Origin of the sequence: Klebsiella pneumoniae complex sp. WS1778, assembly GCF_049472055.1 — a bacterium.
GTDB lineage: Bacteria > Pseudomonadota > Gammaproteobacteria > Enterobacterales > Enterobacteriaceae > Klebsiella > Klebsiella quasipneumoniae.
In genome coordinates this window covers 46849-62306 of sequence record NZ_JBKGTJ010000002.1, presented here as the reverse complement: position 1 = coordinate 62306, position 15458 = coordinate 46849, and the positions used below count along the sequence as shown (strand labels likewise).

Annotated in this window: 11 protein-coding genes, 1 tRNA gene and 2 pseudogenes; 8 read left to right on the top strand and 6 right to left on the bottom strand. The window is 57.0% G+C overall.

Annotated features, from left to right (window positions below; all coding sequences use genetic code 11):
* The first annotated feature begins 49 nt into the window (after nt 1-49).
* The 3 genes from ACLEXF_RS10320 to ACLEXF_RS10310 all read left to right on the top strand — a co-directional run bounded on the left by ACLEXF_RS10320 (nt 50) and on the right by ACLEXF_RS10310 (nt 3271).
* A tRNA-Ser gene (locus tag ACLEXF_RS10320) sits at nt 50-137 on the top strand.
* A 301-nt stretch (nt 138-438) separates the two neighbouring features.
* The gene (locus ACLEXF_RS10315) at nt 439-2865 is read left to right on the top strand and encodes a glycogen/starch/alpha-glucan phosphorylase (protein ID WP_114505844.1); all 2427 of its coding nucleotides are present in this window, start codon (nt 439-441) and stop codon (nt 2863-2865) included.
* Between the two features lie 64 nt (nt 2866-2929).
* Nucleotides 2930-3271 carry an STAS domain-containing protein gene (locus ACLEXF_RS10310; protein ID WP_004201450.1) on the top strand — a complete coding sequence of 114 codons (342 nt, stop codon included), beginning with the start codon at nt 2930-2932 and terminating at the stop codon, nt 3269-3271.
* A gap of 43 nt (nt 3272-3314) precedes the next feature.
* Here ACLEXF_RS10310 and ACLEXF_RS10305 read toward each other — a convergent pair.
* Nucleotides 3315-4076: pseudogene (locus ACLEXF_RS10305) on the bottom strand (EAL domain-containing protein); the annotation flags it as partial.
* A gap of 162 nt (nt 4077-4238) precedes the next feature.
* Nucleotides 4239-4850: pseudogene (locus ACLEXF_RS10300) on the bottom strand (CSS-motif domain-containing protein); the annotation flags it as partial.
* 400 nt (nt 4851-5250) lie between these two features.
* Here ACLEXF_RS10300 and ACLEXF_RS10295 point away from each other — a divergent pair.
* The 4 genes from ACLEXF_RS10295 (at nt 5251) to ACLEXF_RS10280 (ending at nt 10037) form a co-directional block, all read left to right on the top strand.
* A complete protein-coding gene (locus tag ACLEXF_RS10295; protein ID WP_023317875.1) occupies nt 5251-6267 on the top strand; it encodes an iron ABC transporter substrate-binding protein in 1017 nt (338 codons plus the stop codon).
* 21 nt (nt 6268-6288) lie between these two features.
* A complete protein-coding gene (locus ACLEXF_RS10290) occupies nt 6289-7863 on the top strand; it encodes an ABC transporter permease (protein ID WP_043521068.1) in 1575 nt (524 codons plus the stop codon).
* 1 nt (nt 7864) lies between these two features.
* A complete protein-coding gene (locus ACLEXF_RS10285) occupies nt 7865-8893 on the top strand; it encodes an ABC transporter ATP-binding protein (protein ID WP_023317877.1) in 1029 nt (342 codons plus the stop codon).
* Between the two features lie 244 nt (nt 8894-9137).
* Entirely contained in the window at nt 9138-10037 is a 900-nt protein-coding gene (locus tag ACLEXF_RS10280) for a GGDEF domain-containing protein (protein ID WP_114505845.1), read from the top strand.
* Between the two features lie 17 nt (nt 10038-10054).
* On the opposite strand, the gene ACLEXF_RS10275 is transcribed toward ACLEXF_RS10280, so the two are convergent.
* Nucleotides 10055-10888 (bottom strand): helix-turn-helix transcriptional regulator, encoded by an 834-nt coding sequence (locus ACLEXF_RS10275; RefSeq protein ID WP_032455802.1) that lies wholly within the window; start codon nt 10886-10888, stop codon nt 10055-10057.
* A gap of 261 nt (nt 10889-11149) precedes the next feature.
* On the opposite strand from ACLEXF_RS10275, the gene ACLEXF_RS10270 reads away from it, so the two are divergent.
* Nucleotides 11150-11917, top strand: coding sequence for a phytanoyl-CoA dioxygenase family protein (locus ACLEXF_RS10270; RefSeq protein ID WP_017899475.1), 768 nt, complete (start codon nt 11150-11152; stop codon nt 11915-11917).
* Nucleotides 11918-11930: 13 nt separating this feature from the next.
* On the opposite strand, the gene ACLEXF_RS10265 is transcribed toward ACLEXF_RS10270, so the two are convergent.
* Genes ACLEXF_RS10265 through ACLEXF_RS10255 form a run of 3 tightly spaced genes read right to left on the bottom strand, consistent with a single transcriptional unit; the run spans nt 11931 to nt 15426 of the window.
* Nucleotides 11931-12272 (bottom strand): PTS fructose-like transporter subunit IIB, encoded by a 342-nt coding sequence (locus tag ACLEXF_RS10265; RefSeq protein ID WP_004201460.1) that lies wholly within the window; start codon nt 12270-12272, stop codon nt 11931-11933.
* A 15-nt stretch (nt 12273-12287) separates the two neighbouring features.
* The gene (locus ACLEXF_RS10260) at nt 12288-13163 is read right to left on the bottom strand and encodes a [formate-C-acetyltransferase]-activating enzyme (protein ID WP_423265763.1); all 876 of its coding nucleotides are present in this window, start codon (nt 13161-13163) and stop codon (nt 12288-12290) included.
* Entirely contained in the window at nt 13129-15426 is a 2298-nt protein-coding gene (locus ACLEXF_RS10255) for a formate C-acetyltransferase (protein WP_023317880.1), read from the bottom strand. The genes ACLEXF_RS10260 and ACLEXF_RS10255 overlap by 35 nt, the downstream gene beginning before the upstream one ends.
* Nucleotides 15427-15458 lie beyond the last annotated feature (32 nt).

Sequence of the window (15458 nt, the reverse complement as noted above, 5' to 3'; positions counted from 1 at the left end):
AATGGTGCTTTACAGCATCCGCCGAGGTGTTTATAGTGCGCCTCACACCGGAAGTGTGGCCGAGCGGTTGAAGGCACCGGTCTTGAAAACCGGCGACCCGAAAGGGTTCCAGAGTTCGAATCTCTGCGCTTCCGCCATATAAAAGAAGGGGTTACCGAAAGGTAACCCCTTTTTACTTTTCCCCTGGCCGTTCTGACGGCGCGTCATCTTCACGTCACGACTGCGCAAACCCACCCTGCCTGCAGCGTTATCGCTGGTGAAAATGTGACGATTAATCCATTTCAAATTGTTGTTATTTTAATTATTCAGTCTCACATTATAAACGGAAATGGTGCTCAGGAATAAAAAACCTGGTGCAAAATATCTTCGTCTATACTTGGAAAACGATGATTTACCTGCCATGGTGCTTTCGCAGAAACAGAGACCAGTGAGGTCAGCATGCCTGTCATTAACCCGCAAGATATCAAAGCATTACGGGCGTTGGTTGAACAGAAATTAAAATACACGCTGTGTGTTAACTTAAATAAAGCGACAAATGGCGATATTTTTAACGCGGTGGCGCTAGCCATTCGTCATTTTCAGCAGGACCATTTTCTGACGAGCCAGGCGCGGCAGCGCGAAGAGCGAAAAAAGCGCGTTTACTACCTGTCGATGGAATTTTTACTCGGCCAGTCGCTGCGTAATAACCTGGTGAATATGAATTTACTGGATGAGATGCGCCAGGTGGTCAATAACCTGGGGTTTGATCTTGAACTGATCCTTGACGAGGAGCCTGACGCCGCGCTGGGTAACGGCGGGTTAGGCCGTTTAGCCGCTTGCTTTATCGACTCGATGGCTACCCTTGATATTGCCGCATCCGGGCATGGCATCAAATACGAATATGGGCTTTTTCGCCAGTCCTTTCAAAACGATCAGCAGGTCGAGCATCCTGATGACTGGCACTCCATGCATTCCCCATGGCTGGTGGAGCATCACGCTCAGCAAATTCTGATCCCGCTGGGGGGGTATATTGAGCACAGCGAAGATATTGATGGCAACTACAATCCGATGTGGCTCGGTTGGAAAACCATCATCGGTATTCCCCATGATTATTTTGTTTCCGGCTACCGGGATACATCAACTAACACGCTGCGCCTTTACAGCGCGGTGGCCTCTGACTCCTTTAATATCCATATTTTTAATCGCGGGGATTATATTAAGGCAGTAAGTGAGAAAATCGCCTCGGAGAATATTTCAAAAATACTCTATCCTTCCGATGAGGTCCTGACCGGAAAAGAGCTGCGTCTGACGCAGGAGTATTTTTTGGTGGCCTGTACGCTACGGGATATTTTTCGTGACTATGCCGAGGTTAATGACGACATTACTTTGCTAGCGCAGCATGTGGCTATTCAGCTTAATGACACCCATCCGGCATTAGCGGTGGTGGAGCTGATGCGGATCCTGGTCGATGAATACCGACTGCCATGGGAGCAGGCGTGGGAGATAACGCAAAATACCTGCGCCTATACCAATCATACGCTGATGCCGGAAGCGCTGGAGACCTGGCCGGTGTCGTTGTTTGAGAAACTACTGCCGCGTCATTTGCAGATTATCTTTGAGATTAACCATCGTTTCCTTGAAGAAGTAGCCCGGCGCTGGCCGGATAAACCTCATCTGTTATCTTCACTGTCTTTAATTGACGAGCATCACGATAAGCAAATTCGCATGGCTAATCTGGCCATTGTCGGTAGCCACCGCGTCAACGGAGTAGCGTGGCTGCATTCGGAACTGGTCAAAAAACAGTTGGTGCCCGACTTCTATTTTATGACCCCGGAGAAATTCATTAATCAGACCAACGGCGTCACGCCGCGTCGTTGGGTGCAGCAGGCTAACCCGGGCCTGGCAGAATTTTTACAGCAACAACTGGGGGAAGGGTGGCCAACTGATTTACCCCTGCTTTCCCGCCTGGAAGATCTGGCCAGCGAGCCAGCCGTGATTGAGCGTATCCGGGCCATAAAATTTGCCAATAAAACCGCACTCAGCAAGCTGGTGGCTCAACGCTACGGCATCGCGCTGGATCCGCTGGCGATGTTTGACTGTCAGGTCAAACGTATTCATGAATACAAGCGCCAGTTGCTCAATATTCTGCACGTGATCGCGCTGTATCTGGATATCAAAGAGAACGGGCGCACTATCGCGCCAAAGGTGCATCTGTTTGCGGGTAAAGCGGCGCCAGGCTATCGGATGGCAAAGCTGATTATTCAGTTGATTAATACCGTTGCCCGAAAAATTAACAGTGACCCGCAGGTTGCCGGGCAGCTTAAAGTGGTATTCCTCGAAGATTATAAAGTCTCGCTGGCGGAGAAAATCATTCCCGCCACGGATCTCTCTGAGCAAATTTCCACCGCCGGCACCGAGGCGTCCGGCACCAGCAATATGAAGTTTGCCATGAACGGGGCGTTAACTATTGGCACCTATGATGGGGCGAACATCGAAATCCGCGAGGCGGTGGGGAGCGAGAATTTTTATCTGTTTGGCGCGGTGGCGGAAGAGATTGAAGAGAGCCGACGCCTTGGGCGGCATCATGGGTTCTATCATGACAACCCGGCTATCGCGCGTGTTGTCGATAGCCTAGTGTCCGGGCTGTTTTCAGCCGATCGCGAGCTGTTTGCGCCGCTGCATCAGATGCTGACAGGGGCCGATCATTACTGCCATCTGCTGGATTTCGACAGTTATTGTCTGGTGCAACGGCAGGCAATGGCCGATTTTGAACAGCCGGATCAGTGGCACCGCCGGGCCTTGCTCAATATTTGCCGGATGGGGGAATTTTCCAGCGACCGAACCATCCGCGGCTACGCCAGGGATATTTGGGGTATCAGGTGCTAAAGAGAACACATGCCGAACAGAGCAGGGACGCGTCGACGGTTATCAGCCAACATTGAGGATGAACATGAACGTTGAATTACATACTGAGCAGGGCGTCAAGGTCATTGTCCCCCTGGTTCGCCGGCTGGATGCTTCCGTCGCATCAGCGTTTAAGCAGCAGGTTCTTGAGGCTCTTGACGGTCAGACGAAAAACCTGGTGCTGGACCTGAGCCACGTCGATTTCATCGACAGTAGCTGCCTGGGCGCCCTGGTATCCATTCTCAAGAGCGTCAGTGGGCAGGGAGAGCTGGTGCTCTGCTCGGTCAATGGGACAATCCAAAACCTGTTCAAGCTCACCCGCATGGATCGCGTCTTTTCGATTAAAGAGACTCGTCAGGATGCACTGAACCTGTTGACTGCGAAATGACGCTCAGGCAGGCCTGGAAGGCCGCGGATTATCGATCGCCCGTTCATTCTTCGATAATCCGCGCCTTTGGTTTGCTCAGCAGAAGCATCACCAGCGCGACGTAGGGCATCGGCTTCCAGAAAAAGTAGCCCTGCAGTAGATGAATATTCTGGCGATTGAGATACTCTAGCTGAGCCTGAGTTTCGACGCCCTCGGCAATGATGCGCAGTGACAACGTCCGCGCCATCTCTATCACGCAGTCCAGCAGTTTGCTTGACGGCGCCTCGTCAGTCACCCGGCCGACAAAGCTCTGATCGATTTTGATATAGTCGAAAACCAGCTCATGCAGATAGGAAAGCCCGGAATAGCCGGTGCCAAAGTCGTCCAGCGCGATGGAAAACCCGCGGGAGTGTAATGCGTTGAGCTTGTCGACAACCGCCTCGTTGAGCAACAGCGGCTCCTGTTCGGTGATCTCCAGCATCAGCTTCACCGCTGTGCCCTCAAAGCCGCGCTGAAAGTGCAGGCAGTCATCGATAAACGACGGGGCGTTGATATGTGATGCGCTGATATTGACGCCGATATGAAACCCGTCCGGCAGCTTACTGAAGATCGGCCTCATCTGGGCGGCGACCTGCGCCATCAGGCTACAAGTGAGTGGGATAATCAAGCCGGTACGCTCGGCCAGCGGAATAAATTCAGCGGGCGAACGCCACTGCGCCGTGGTGTTTGGCCAGCGGGCGAGGATTTCCACGCCATAGATCTCTCCGGTTTTGCCGTTCACCAGCGGTTGATAGTAGGGAACGATAGCGCCCTGAGCGATGGCGTAGCGCAGCCTCTCCTCTTCTGAGGTATAGACATTGAGGTATTTGCGCAACAGAAAATAAAACAGCAACGAAACAGAGAAAATAAAAATCAGCAGCCCGGACCCATTATGAAATAAGCGGCCGGGGCTAAAAAAAGGCGACTCAGGATAGGCAATATGAAATGGATAGTCTGGTGAGCTAAAAATATCCTGGTTCGGACCAGCGTTGAGTGGCTTCACATCGCCATATCTGGCAATCATTTGATTGTGAACCAAAAGCGCCAGCCCGCCGTTATCCTCATCGCTATACAAGGCATCGCGCAAATGGATATCGCTGATGCTGACAATGACTCTTACCTGCGCCGAACGAGTGTGATAGATCAGCACTGGCCGCTTATTCACCATCATTCTGGCGGGCAGCAGCTGCAGTGGCTCATCGGGTAAAGACTCAGGATGGAGCATCAGTACCCGATTGCCCGGCAGCGACGAGCACCACACCTGGCCCTGTTTTACCAGCACAATTGTGCGCAGATGCGGCTGCAGGGCGGCCTCGGTCCCGAGCTGAAACTGGCCCTGCACGGAGCAACCGCCGCGGCTAACGTTCATCGCCGTCATCGTTGCTGCGCGGGCCTCATCCAGAATAACGGCGATTTTCTTTGCCGCCTGACGGGCGGTGGCGACATGCGAGGCCTGATCGGAATGCCACAGTTGCCAGTTTATTACGAACACGCCAGCCAGAAATACCACCAGCGCCAGGGAAAAGGCAATCCATGCGTTTCGTCGCTTTATCTCTTTCATTTGTTGGGCATGCAATGGTGTTTGTGCATAAAGTGAACCATCTCTCTGGCAGTAAAGGCTTTTCTATGATCGTAGAAGGGAGATAACTTCCGCGATGACGGTGCATCATAAAAATATGATCGCTATCACAATACCTGCCGACAAAGGCCGGTTATATCGCGTTGACGCTACGTACCTCTTCTGCCGGTAATAAAAATAAAAAATTAATGTTTTCTTAATATATTTTTCTGGGCCGGCTGGTTATTAGCATTTTCCAGTCCGTAGTGGCGTGCTTGCGCTATTTTTTGCTTTTTTAAGTTTATGATAATTGTTTTCATTATCATTCTTTTTTTGCTGTGATTTAATCCTCTCCGCTCAGGCTATTTACCATTAATTTCCCTGGTTCATTAAGGATGCGTTCATGAAATCTCGCTTATCGCCCCTCTGTACGGCAGCGCTGGTTGCCGCTTCTCTGTTTCTGGCGCCGCAGGGGATGGCGGCTGACGGTCAGGACGGGATTGTGGTCTACAACGCCCAACACGAAAATCTGGTGAAGTCGTGGGTGGATGGATTTACGAAAGAGACTGGTATTAAAGTCACGCTGCGCAATGGCGATGACAGCGAGCTGGGTAATCAGCTGGTTCAGGAAGGCGCCGCGTCGCCAGCTGATGTGTTTCTGACCGAGAACTCACCGTCGATGGTGCTGGTTGATAACGCCAAACTTTTTGCCCCGCTGGATGCGGCCACCCTGCAGCAGGTTCCGGCACAATATCGCCCTCAGCACGGTCGCTGGATTGGCATCGCCGCGCGTAGCACCGTGTTCGTCTATAACCCGGCAAAAATCAGCGAGGCGCAGCTGCCGCACTCGCTGATGGATCTGGCAAAACCGGAGTGGAAGGGCCGCTGGGCGGCTTCGCCATCGGGGGCTGATTTCCAGGCTATCGTCAGCGCGATGCTGGCGCTGAAGGGTGAGCAGGCGACCCTCGACTGGCTGAAGGCGATGAAAACCAACTTTGTCGCCTATAAAGGCAACAGCACGGTGATGAAAGCGGTCAACGCCGGGCAGATCGACGGCGGAGTGATCTATCATTACTATCGCTTCGTTGACCAGTCAAAAACCGGCGAGAACAGCAAAAACACCCAACTGTATTACTTCAAACACCAGGATCCGGGGGCCTTCGTCAGCATTTCCGGCGGCGGCGTGCTGGCCTCCAGCAAACATAAAGCACAGGCGCAGGCCTTTATTAAATGGATCACCGGTAAGCAGGGACAGGATGCGCTGCGCACCAATAACGCCTTCGAATATGCGGTGGGGGTAGACGCGGCCTCTAACCCGAAACTGACCCCGCTGAAAGATCTGGATGCCCCGAAGGTGGAACCTTCCTCGCTGAACAGTAAAAAGGTCATTGAACTGATGACGCAGGCTGGCCTGCTCTGATCCTGAGGAAGTGATGTTGCTATGTCTGTTCTGAGTCTGTCGCTCGGAAAGAAAACAGGACGCCTGCCTGAGCGCAGGCGTCCTGCATTTCCGATGGTTGCCTTAGCGCTCCTGTTTTCATTGCTGGCGCTGTTGCCGTTAGGGTTTGTGGTGGCGGTCGGATTCGATACCGGCTGGCCGACAATCAAAGCGCTGGTCTTTCGCCCGCGGGTAGGCGAACTGCTCAGCAATACCCTGTGGCTGACGGTGCTGACTGTCCCCATCAGCATTGTGCTTGGCGTGACGCTGGCCTGGCTGACGGAACGTACCGCGCTTGCCGGGCGGCAGCTGTGGTCGGCTCTGGCGGTGGCCCCGCTGGCCATTCCGGCCTTTGTCCAGAGCTACGCCTGGATCAGCGCTGTGCCCTCGCTGCATGGCCTGGGCGCTGGGGTGTTTCTCTCGGTGCTGGCCTACTATCCGTTTATCTATATGCCGGTGGCGGCCGTGCTGCGCCGACTCGATCCCACCCTTGAGGATGTCGCCGCGTCGCTGGGCACGCCGCCGTGGAAAGTGTTTTTCCGGGTGGTGCTTCCGCAGCTGCGGCTGGCCGTCTGCGGCGGTGCGCTGCTGGTGGCCCTGCATCTGCTGGCGGAATATGGTCTGTATGTGATGATCCGCTTCGATACTTTCACTACCGCCATTTACGATCAGTTCCAGTCGACCTTCAGCGGTCCGGCCGCCAATATGCTGGCGGGCGTGCTGGCTCTGAGCTGTCTGGCGATCCTGCTGCTGGAGAGCGCTTCGCGTGGTAAAGCGCGCTATGCGCGTATCGGCGCCGGGGCGGCGCGCGAGCAGAAGCGCCTGGTGCTGGGGAAAGGGGCCGCCTTCGGCGCGCAGCTGCTGCTTCTGCTGCTGGTGCTGCTGGCGATGGGGGTGCCGTTGCTGGTCCTGGGGCGCTGGCTGTGGCTGGGCGGTATCGATAACTGGCTACATGCCGATCTGTGGCATTCCCTGCGCCAGACTCTGTTGCTGGGGGCGGGCGGGGCGCTGCTGACGACGGTCTGCGCGATCCCCATCGCCTGGCTCGGCGTGCGCTATCCGCGTCCGCTGTTCCGCCTGCTGGAGGGGTGTAATTACATCACCAGCTCGCTGCCCGGCATTGTGACCGCGCTGGCGCTGGTCACCGTCACCATCCACTATGCCCGTCCGGTGTACCAGACCGAAGTGACGCTGTTTCTGGCCTATTTGTTAATGTTTATGCCGCGGGCGCTGATTAACCTGCGCGCCGGTATCGCCCAGGCGCCGGTGGAGCTGGAAAACGTCGCCCGCAGTCTCGGACGCAGCCCGGCCCGCGCCCTGTGGAGTATCACCATGCGACTTGCCGCCCCGGGGGCGGCCGCCGGCGCCGCGCTGGTGTTCCTTGGCGTCAGCAATGAGCTTACCGCCACGCTGCTGCTCTCGCCGTTAGGCACCCGCACGTTGTCGACCGGCTTCTGGGCGTTAACCAGCGAGATCGACTATGTGGCGGCGGCGCCCTACGCGCTGTTGATGATCATCATTTCGCTGCCGCTGACGGCGGTTCTCTATATGCAGTCGAAAAAAATGGCAGGGTTGTAACATGCTGGAATTGTCTTCTGTTTCGAAATCCTTCGCCGATGCGCAGGTCCTCGATAATATTCATCTTCAGGTGGCTCCGGGTAGCCGGACGGCAATTGTGGGTCCGTCGGGTTCGGGAAAAACCACGCTGCTGCGCATCCTTGCCGGTTTCGAAACGCCCGACAGCGGACGCATCGTGATGCACGGCGCGCCTCTGTTTGCCGAGGGCGTGTTTGTTCCTGCCCACCAGCGACGGATCGGCTACGTTCCGCAGGAGGGGGCGCTATTTCCTCACCTCAATGTCGCGGACAATATCGCCTGGGGGCTGGACGCCAGCCGCGAGGAAAAACGTCGTCGGGTGGGCGCACTGATGGAGATGGTCGCCCTTGACCATAGCCTGGCGCGCCACTGGCCGCATGAGATCTCCGGCGGCCAGCAGCAGCGTGTGGCCCTGGCTCGCGCCCTGGCCCAGCAGCCGGCGCTGATGCTGCTCGATGAGCCCTTTTCTGCCCTGGACACCGGACTGCGCGCCAGCACACGCAAAGCGACCGCCGATCTGCTGGCGGAGACCGGCATCGCCTCGATTCTGGTGACTCATGACCAGACCGAAGCGCTGTCGTTCGCCACACAGGTGGCGGTGATGCGCCAGGGACGTTTCGCCCAGGTGGGTACCCCGCTGACGGTTTACTCGCAGCCGGTGGACGAAGAGACGGCGCTGTTTCTCGGCGATGCCCTGATCCTCCCCGCACGGCTGAGCCCCGGGCGGGCCAGCTGCGCGCTGGGCGACCTGGCGACAGACGCAGCGCATCCTGCTGGTGAAGGTAAGGTGATGTTGCGTCCGGAGCAGCTGAGCGTCAGCGTGAGCGGACCACAGGAAAGTACCGCCACCATCCGCGATGTTGATTTCTCCGGCCAGCTCTCCACGCTGACGCTGTCGATGTCCGGGCACGATCGGCCGATTGTTCTGCGAACCGTAAGCCAGCCGGCGTGGCAGCCAGGCGCGACGGTGCGACTGACGGTCAGCGGCAAGGCGCGCGTGTTCAGCGGCTAATCTCTGAGCAGGCGCCGCCGGATAACGGTGGCGCCGCACGGAAAGCTAATCAACTGACGGATTTAGCCGATAGTATCCGCGCCACTGACCTCGTCGCCATGGAGTGGTAGTACGTTGGAACAATTCCGCGGGGTCAGTCTACCTCACCGCCGTTTTGTCGGCGCGTCGCTTTTTCATTCGTCCCGCTGCGCTTAACTGCTATCCTGTCCCGCGATCGGCCCTGTTGTTACCGTGAGACATCGTTATGCCTGAATGCCATACTCCTGCGAATCGCTCCATTCCGTCCGCTTTGGCGCGGGGTACGTTGCTGCCTGCGCTGCTGGTCATCGTCGCCGTCGCTGTCGGCTGTGCGCTGGTGTCGCCGCCGATCGGCACGTGGCGTGAGATCCTGGCCAACCCCGGGCTCTATATCGATTTGCTGGCGCTGCTGTTTCTGGTGTTTATGCTGTGGAGCTCAGCAAAGGTGCGGATTAGCCATATCGCCGTCAACTGGGTGCGCTATGGGCTGCTGCTGTGGATTGCTGGCGGCACGTTCGATGTGATGGATGAGATAGTGGTTCAGCCGCGCTGGATGGGTTATTACTGCGAAGATCTGCTGCGCCTCTCCGGGATGCTGCTGACCGTGGTGGGCGTCTACAAAATTATTGAGCGCATCAACCTGTTGTACGTTGACGCGCGCTCGCAATCACTGAAGGATGAGCTCACCCAGTTGCCCAATCGCCGTTTTTTCATCGATACCATTCGCGAAAAGTCCGGGCATGCGCTGGGGCTCATGATTCTGGATATCGATTTTTTCAAGAAAATCAATGATACCTGGGGCCACCTGGTGGGGGATGAAGTGTTATTTTCCCTGGGGAAACAGCTGGCGAAACTGACCAGCGAGCAGGTCCTGCCGGCGCGTATTGGTGGGGAAGAGTTTGCCATTATCGTCGATGGCCTGTCGGAGCCTGAGCTGCACGCCCTGGCGCAGTCGATCCTCGACAATGCCCGCATCATCCTGATCAATCATCAGGCGCCGCTGTCGATCAGCATTGGCGTGGGAACCTGGCGGCCGGGTGAAGCGCAGGAGACGTTTATCCGCAAAGTCGACGAGGCACTGTACAAGGCCAAGCACAACGGGCGTGGGCGCGTGGAGTGGGCGTAATATTCCGACACGGCAGGTTAGGTCTGCTGCGTGCTGCGGCAGTGTCGCCGATACTCTGACGGCGAACGCTCGGTGTAGCGTTTGAAGACCCGGCAAAAATAGTTGCTGTCGACAAAGCCGCAGTTATGGGCGATCTCTTTCACCTTCAGGTCGTAGCCGCGCAGCAGCTGTTTTGCCTTTTCCAGACGCACCCGGGTCAGATATTCGTTAAATCCCACCGAGCCTGATTTCTGAAAAATATGCGAAAGATAGTTGGGCGTGATGTGAAAACGTCTGGCCACCGATTCCCGCGTCAGCGGCAGGCTAAGATTTTCCTCGAGGTAGTCCTGAACGGCGAGAAACAGATCCCGGCTGCGACTGACGCGCATTTCCAGCCCAACCAGCTGTTCGCGACAGTGACTCAGCAGCGCGGCGACCACCAACCGCGCGGTCAGCGGATCGGGCTGCAGGCTGACTTCGTTCAGGCTCAGCAACAGGTAAGAGCCCACGCGCGGTCCAAGGCGGGCAACGCTTTGCTTTTCCGTGTGCAGGCTTTTCCCGTCCCAGCGCTGAATACTGAACCCCAGCTTCTGTCGACCAAACAGAATACTCAGGGTGGTGGCCGGGCCGGTCCACTGCGGCAGCGTCCATTTTCCCGCCTGCACGTACAGCACCTGTAAAGTGGTTAACGTCGAGGCGGCCAGTGGCAGCCCCTGTTCACTGAGCTGGCCCTCCAGCACTATTTCCAGACGCGGAAACGGCACGTTGAGGGCGAGGGCAGGGACGGAGATATCCGGCTCAGGAAATCTCACCTGTAAATGATCTTTTTGACTGATTAACCGATGCAGAATATCTGGCAGATCTTCAATCATTCTTTGCCCTCAGCATGCGCATTATCCTGTTGATGGTAATCTATTTTTTATCCCCAGACAGCGTTTGTTTCGTCAATTTGCGCAGCGAATTCCCTGCCAGGCGCCGCGCATGCATCGCCGGAGAGGAGATTGTTGATGCCCATCACACTTCGGTGGCTCGCGTACGTATGTCCAGTTTTTCGTAGCGCTCGCCTCCTGTCATGCCGCGGATGGACCAGTAGAGTTTGTTTGTGTTATCGGAACGTTAAAAAGGAACGCAAAATGAACTCACCATCGGCTAGTTTTCTCGATGCGTTAGGCGCCAGTCAGGCGCTTAGTGCGCAAATGAAACATGAACTCGACACCCTCGGCTACACCGTCGTGCATAACGTCGTTGACGCCCAGTGGCTGAGCGAAATGCGCCGGCTAATTGATACCCTGGTTGAGCGTGAAGGCGACAATCTGGCGATGGAACACCATCAGGAAGCGACTGCGACGCGGATCGCCAACCTGGTGAATAAGGGGGTTATCTGGGAGAAAGTCTGGTCCCACCCGCTGATCCTCTCCGCCTGCCGCTATATCTTCAACGGTGATTTTAAAGTCTCCAGCCTTAATGCGCGTGAGGCGCTGTATAACGGCGGTCACCAGCCGCTGCACGCCGACTGGAAAAAGCCGCGCCCGGATTTTCCCAAAGTCCACCTGGTGAATACCATCTGGGCGATAGACGATTTAAGCGCCGCTAACGGCGCGCCGCGGATTATCCCTGGAACCCACCTGCGGCCGGAGTTGCCGGAAGAAGTCTTGGACGACCCGGAACAGGCCCACCCAGACGAGATTGTGTTTGCTGCGCCGGCCGGCAGCGTGATGATCTACAACGCCCACGCCTGGCACGGCGGTACCCGTAATCGTGAGGGTAGCCGACGACGCGTGCTGCATGGGTTATATATCGATCGCGCGGATACGCCGCAGCAGGACCAGCGGCGCTGGCTGACGCCGGAAACGGCAAGCCGCCTGACGCCAGCGCAAAAGTGGCTGCTGGATGTAGAGTAAGACTCGTCGCCGGTCAGGGAAGTTCTACATAGACGACCGGCTTTTTCATGATGCTTTTCACGGCCTCGACGATCTGCTGCGGCTGCAGCAGGAAGCTCTTGATGCTGGTTTTAATCGTCCGCAGGCCGCTAAAGCGCTGGGCGTCGTCAATTTCGATATCCGTCACCAGCAGCACCACTTCGGCGCGGGCGATATCTTCTGCGGTAATGCGATTTTCAACGCCGAGCGCGCCCTGGGTTTCCACCTTCAGGTGCCATTTTTCATGATGACCGACCTTTTCCAGCCGTTCGGCAGCCATATAGGTGTGCGCCACCCCGCTGACGCAGGCGGTGACGGCGACAATATTGAAGTCCATAACATCCTCCTGGCGTTAACCGCCGATAGTGACGTGGAATCCGGCCGCTTCGGCCATTATCCGATAAGGTTGAATGTCCGCTTCGCCAGGCGCTTTCACGCTGGCCAGCGTCCAGGGTTTGCCCAGCAGACGGTATTTTGGCTCGCCATATTGATGAAACGGCAACAGGTGCATTTCTTTTAGCGCGAACGGCGCGAGAAACGCCAGTATCTGGCGAAAATTATCCACGCTCATGGTGTAACCCGGGATCAGCGGCACCCGCGGGATCAGATTGATGTTTCTTGTCGCCAGCTGGCGAAAATTGTCCAGTACCCGCAGCTGATTCATTCGCAGCAGCGACCGCGCCAGCTCAGGATCCATGATTTTAAAATCAAACAGCACTTCGTCGCTGGATTCAGCCACCGGCAGCAAACGGTCAAAGGCGCCGTCGCCGGCGGTCTCGATGGCGGTGCGGATCCCCCACTGGCGCAGGCGCTGAAGAAAACGGGCGGCAAACCCGGCCTGCATGAGCACCTCCCCGCCGGAGAGGGTGACACCGCCGCCGGAGGCGCGGAAGAAGACTTCATCTTTGAGCACCTCCTGAAGGAGGTTCTCCAGCGTCACGTCGCGACCGATCTGCTCCCATGCCCCGGAGGGACACTCGGCGACGTCCTGCAGACAGCGGGTGCAGCCCAGACATTTGCTCTGCCGGCGCAGGGTCTGGATCTTCGGCGACATTGACTCCGGGTTGGCGCACCACTGGCAGGTGTGGGGGCAGCCTTTGAAAAAGACCACCGTGCGGATCCCCTGACCATCGTTGAGCGAGTAGCGCTGCAGGTTAAAAATACGCGCCCGATCGGCGCGCGTCTCGATCACCTCACAGCTGATGCGCGGTGCGGCGGATGATGTCATCCTGAATCTCCTTCGACAGCTCAACAAAGAAGGCGCTGTAGCCCGCGACGCGCACCACCAGGCCGGCAAAGTCCTGCGGCCGCTGCTGCGCTTCACGCAGGGTGTCGGCATTGACCACGTTAAACTGAATATGCTGCAGCTTGAGCTTGCAGAAAGCCTGTAAAAAGTCTGCCAGCTTGTTCAGCCCGCCGTCGCCGGCCAGCGTTGCCGGGGTGAATTTGACGTTAAGCAGCGTACCGTTCGACAGCAGATAGTTATCCAGCTTGCTGACCGATTTCAGCACCGCCGTCGGCCCCTGAGCATCCTGACCGACCATCGGCGACAGGCCGCCGTCCGCCAGTTGTTCGCCGGCCAGCCGCCCGTCCGGGGTAGCCCCCACTACCGAGCCCAGCGGCACATGCGCCGAGACGGTATAGGAGCCGGGAGTAAAATGGCCGCCGCGCGGGTTCAGGTACTGCTCCACCTCTTTGCAGTAAAAGCGCAGCAGATCGGCGCTAATATTATCGACTTCGTCGATGTCGTTACCGTACTTCTCAAAACGGTTAATCAACCGGGCGCGGATCTTTTCCCCCTCCGGCGTGCGGAAGTTGGCCTTCAGGACCGCCATCAGTTGGTCAAAACTGAGACGCTGCTGATCGAAAACCATCCCCTTCAGGGCGTGCAGTGAATCGCTCAGGTTGGCGATCCCGATGCCCTGGACGCCGGAAAAGTTATAGCGCGCGCCGCCGGCGGTGATATCTTTGCCGTGCCGGACGCAATCTTCAATGAACGAGGAGAGCAGGGGGACCGGCGCCCAGTCGCGATGGCCGATATCGCAGATATTGCTGCCCTCGACCATCAGCTTGATGTAATAACGAATTTTGTCACGGATCTGACTGATAAGTCCTTCCCAGCTGACCTCCGGTTGCCCTTCATTTTCCTGCAGGACCAGTTCCATAACCTTCAGCAAGTTGAACATGGCGATATCATGCAGGCCGTAGGTGCGGCCAGGGATCGACAACTCGACGCAGCCGACCACCGCGTAGTCGCGGGCGTCTTCCAGCGACACGCCGCGATTGAGGAAGGCGGGGACCACCACCTCGTCGTTGAAAATCTGTGGAATGCCGGTGCCCAGGCGGATGGTTTCAGCGGTTTTACGCAGGAACGGGCGGTCAATCAGCTCGTTGACCCGCACGCCAAGATTCGGCTGCGGCAATTGCACGTTCTGATAGGCATCGAGGCATAAAAACGACAGCGCGTTGACCGCGCTGCGTCCGGTTTCCGTCAGTCCGCCGAGCAGAGCTGTGTAGCCGGTGGGAAAACCAGCGAAATAGCGCGCGCTGCTCGAGGAGCGCAGCAGCACGATATCGTTGCATTTCACCCACAGCGACTCCAGGAGCTCCCTGAGATACGCCGGATCCTGACCCTCATTCAGCGACGCCTGATAAAACGGCAGCATATACTGATCAAAACGCCCCAGTGAAATTGAGCTGGCGTTGGATTCGTACTGCAGAATGATGTTCATATACCAGAACAGCTGGCAGGCCTGGGGGAAGTCCGTTGGCCGGTGCTCCGCGTTGTGGCGCGAAATAGCGGCGATGGTTAACAGCTCCTGCTGACGCTGCGGGTCCTGACAGTGCCCAGCCATCTCCTCGGCCAGCGCGGCGTAGCGCAGAATATGGCGCCGGGAGGCTTCCAGCAGGATCAGCACCGCCTGATAAAAGTGGTTCCCGGGTTGCTGCTCGCAGTGGGCTTTTAGCTCCGCCACCAGCGCCCCGAGGCCATGATTGAGCAGACGCGGATAGTCGATGATGATATGGCCCTGGCCCTTATCGGTCTGGTTCACGCTGAATATCTGGGTGCTGACGGCGGCCTTGACCTCGTCGGTCATCTGGCCGTTGATAAAATCCTTCATTGAGCGCTTTTCCCAGTAGGGGAACAGCGTTTCGCGGTATATTTGCTTATCTTCTTCGCTTATCGCGAAGCGGTCCTGCGGCCGGGTCGGAAAGGCGTCGAGTTCGTTGAGCAGCCAGTAGGGATCCATCTCCGGCGACATAATGCCTGCCCGCGGTTTGATGGTCCGGTTGCCAGCAATCAGTTCATCATCACGAATCGAAATGTCTACCTTATCGAGGATCCAGGCGGTGGCCTTCGCCCGGCGAATAATCACCGGTTCGCCCTCCGTTTGCTGATGACTGGCGGTATACAGCAGAGCGCGCTCCAGGGAGATTTCGCGCGGCTGGGCGAACAGGCTGGCTTTCAGGCGTTGAGTACGATTCGTCATGACAAACTCCATGTGGTGGCGAAGGGCGCGAG

Bases quoted from the DNA above. Each gene is read 5' to 3' on its own strand.
- ACLEXF_RS10315 (WP_114505844.1), top strand. From the start codon at position 439: ATGCCTGTCATTAACCCGCAAGATATCAAAGCATTACGGGCGTTGGTT.
- ACLEXF_RS10310 (WP_004201450.1), top strand. From the start codon at position 2,930: ATGAACGTTGAATTACATACTGAGCAGGGCGTCAAGGTCATTGTCCCC.
- ACLEXF_RS10295 (WP_023317875.1), top strand. From the start codon at position 5,251: ATGAAATCTCGCTTATCGCCCCTCTGTACGGCAGCGCTGGTTGCCGCT.
- ACLEXF_RS10290 (WP_043521068.1), top strand. From the start codon at position 6,289: ATGTCTGTTCTGAGTCTGTCGCTCGGAAAGAAAACAGGACGCCTGCCT.
- ACLEXF_RS10285 (WP_023317877.1), top strand. From the start codon at position 7,865: ATGCTGGAATTGTCTTCTGTTTCGAAATCCTTCGCCGATGCGCAGGTC.
- ACLEXF_RS10280 (WP_114505845.1), top strand. From the start codon at position 9,138: ATGCCTGAATGCCATACTCCTGCGAATCGCTCCATTCCGTCCGCTTTG.
- ACLEXF_RS10275 (WP_032455802.1), bottom strand. From the start codon at position 10,888: ATGATTGAAGATCTGCCAGATATTCTGCATCGGTTAATCAGTCAAAAA.
- ACLEXF_RS10270 (WP_017899475.1), top strand. From the start codon at position 11,150: ATGAACTCACCATCGGCTAGTTTTCTCGATGCGTTAGGCGCCAGTCAG.
- ACLEXF_RS10265 (WP_004201460.1), bottom strand. From the start codon at position 12,272: ATGGACTTCAATATTGTCGCCGTCACCGCCTGCGTCAGCGGGGTGGCG.
- ACLEXF_RS10260 (WP_423265763.1), bottom strand. From the start codon at position 13,163: ATGACATCATCCGCCGCACCGCGCATCAGCTGTGAGGTGATCGAGACG.
- ACLEXF_RS10255 (WP_023317880.1), bottom strand. From the start codon at position 15,426: ATGACGAATCGTACTCAACGCCTGAAAGCCAGCCTGTTCGCCCAGCCG.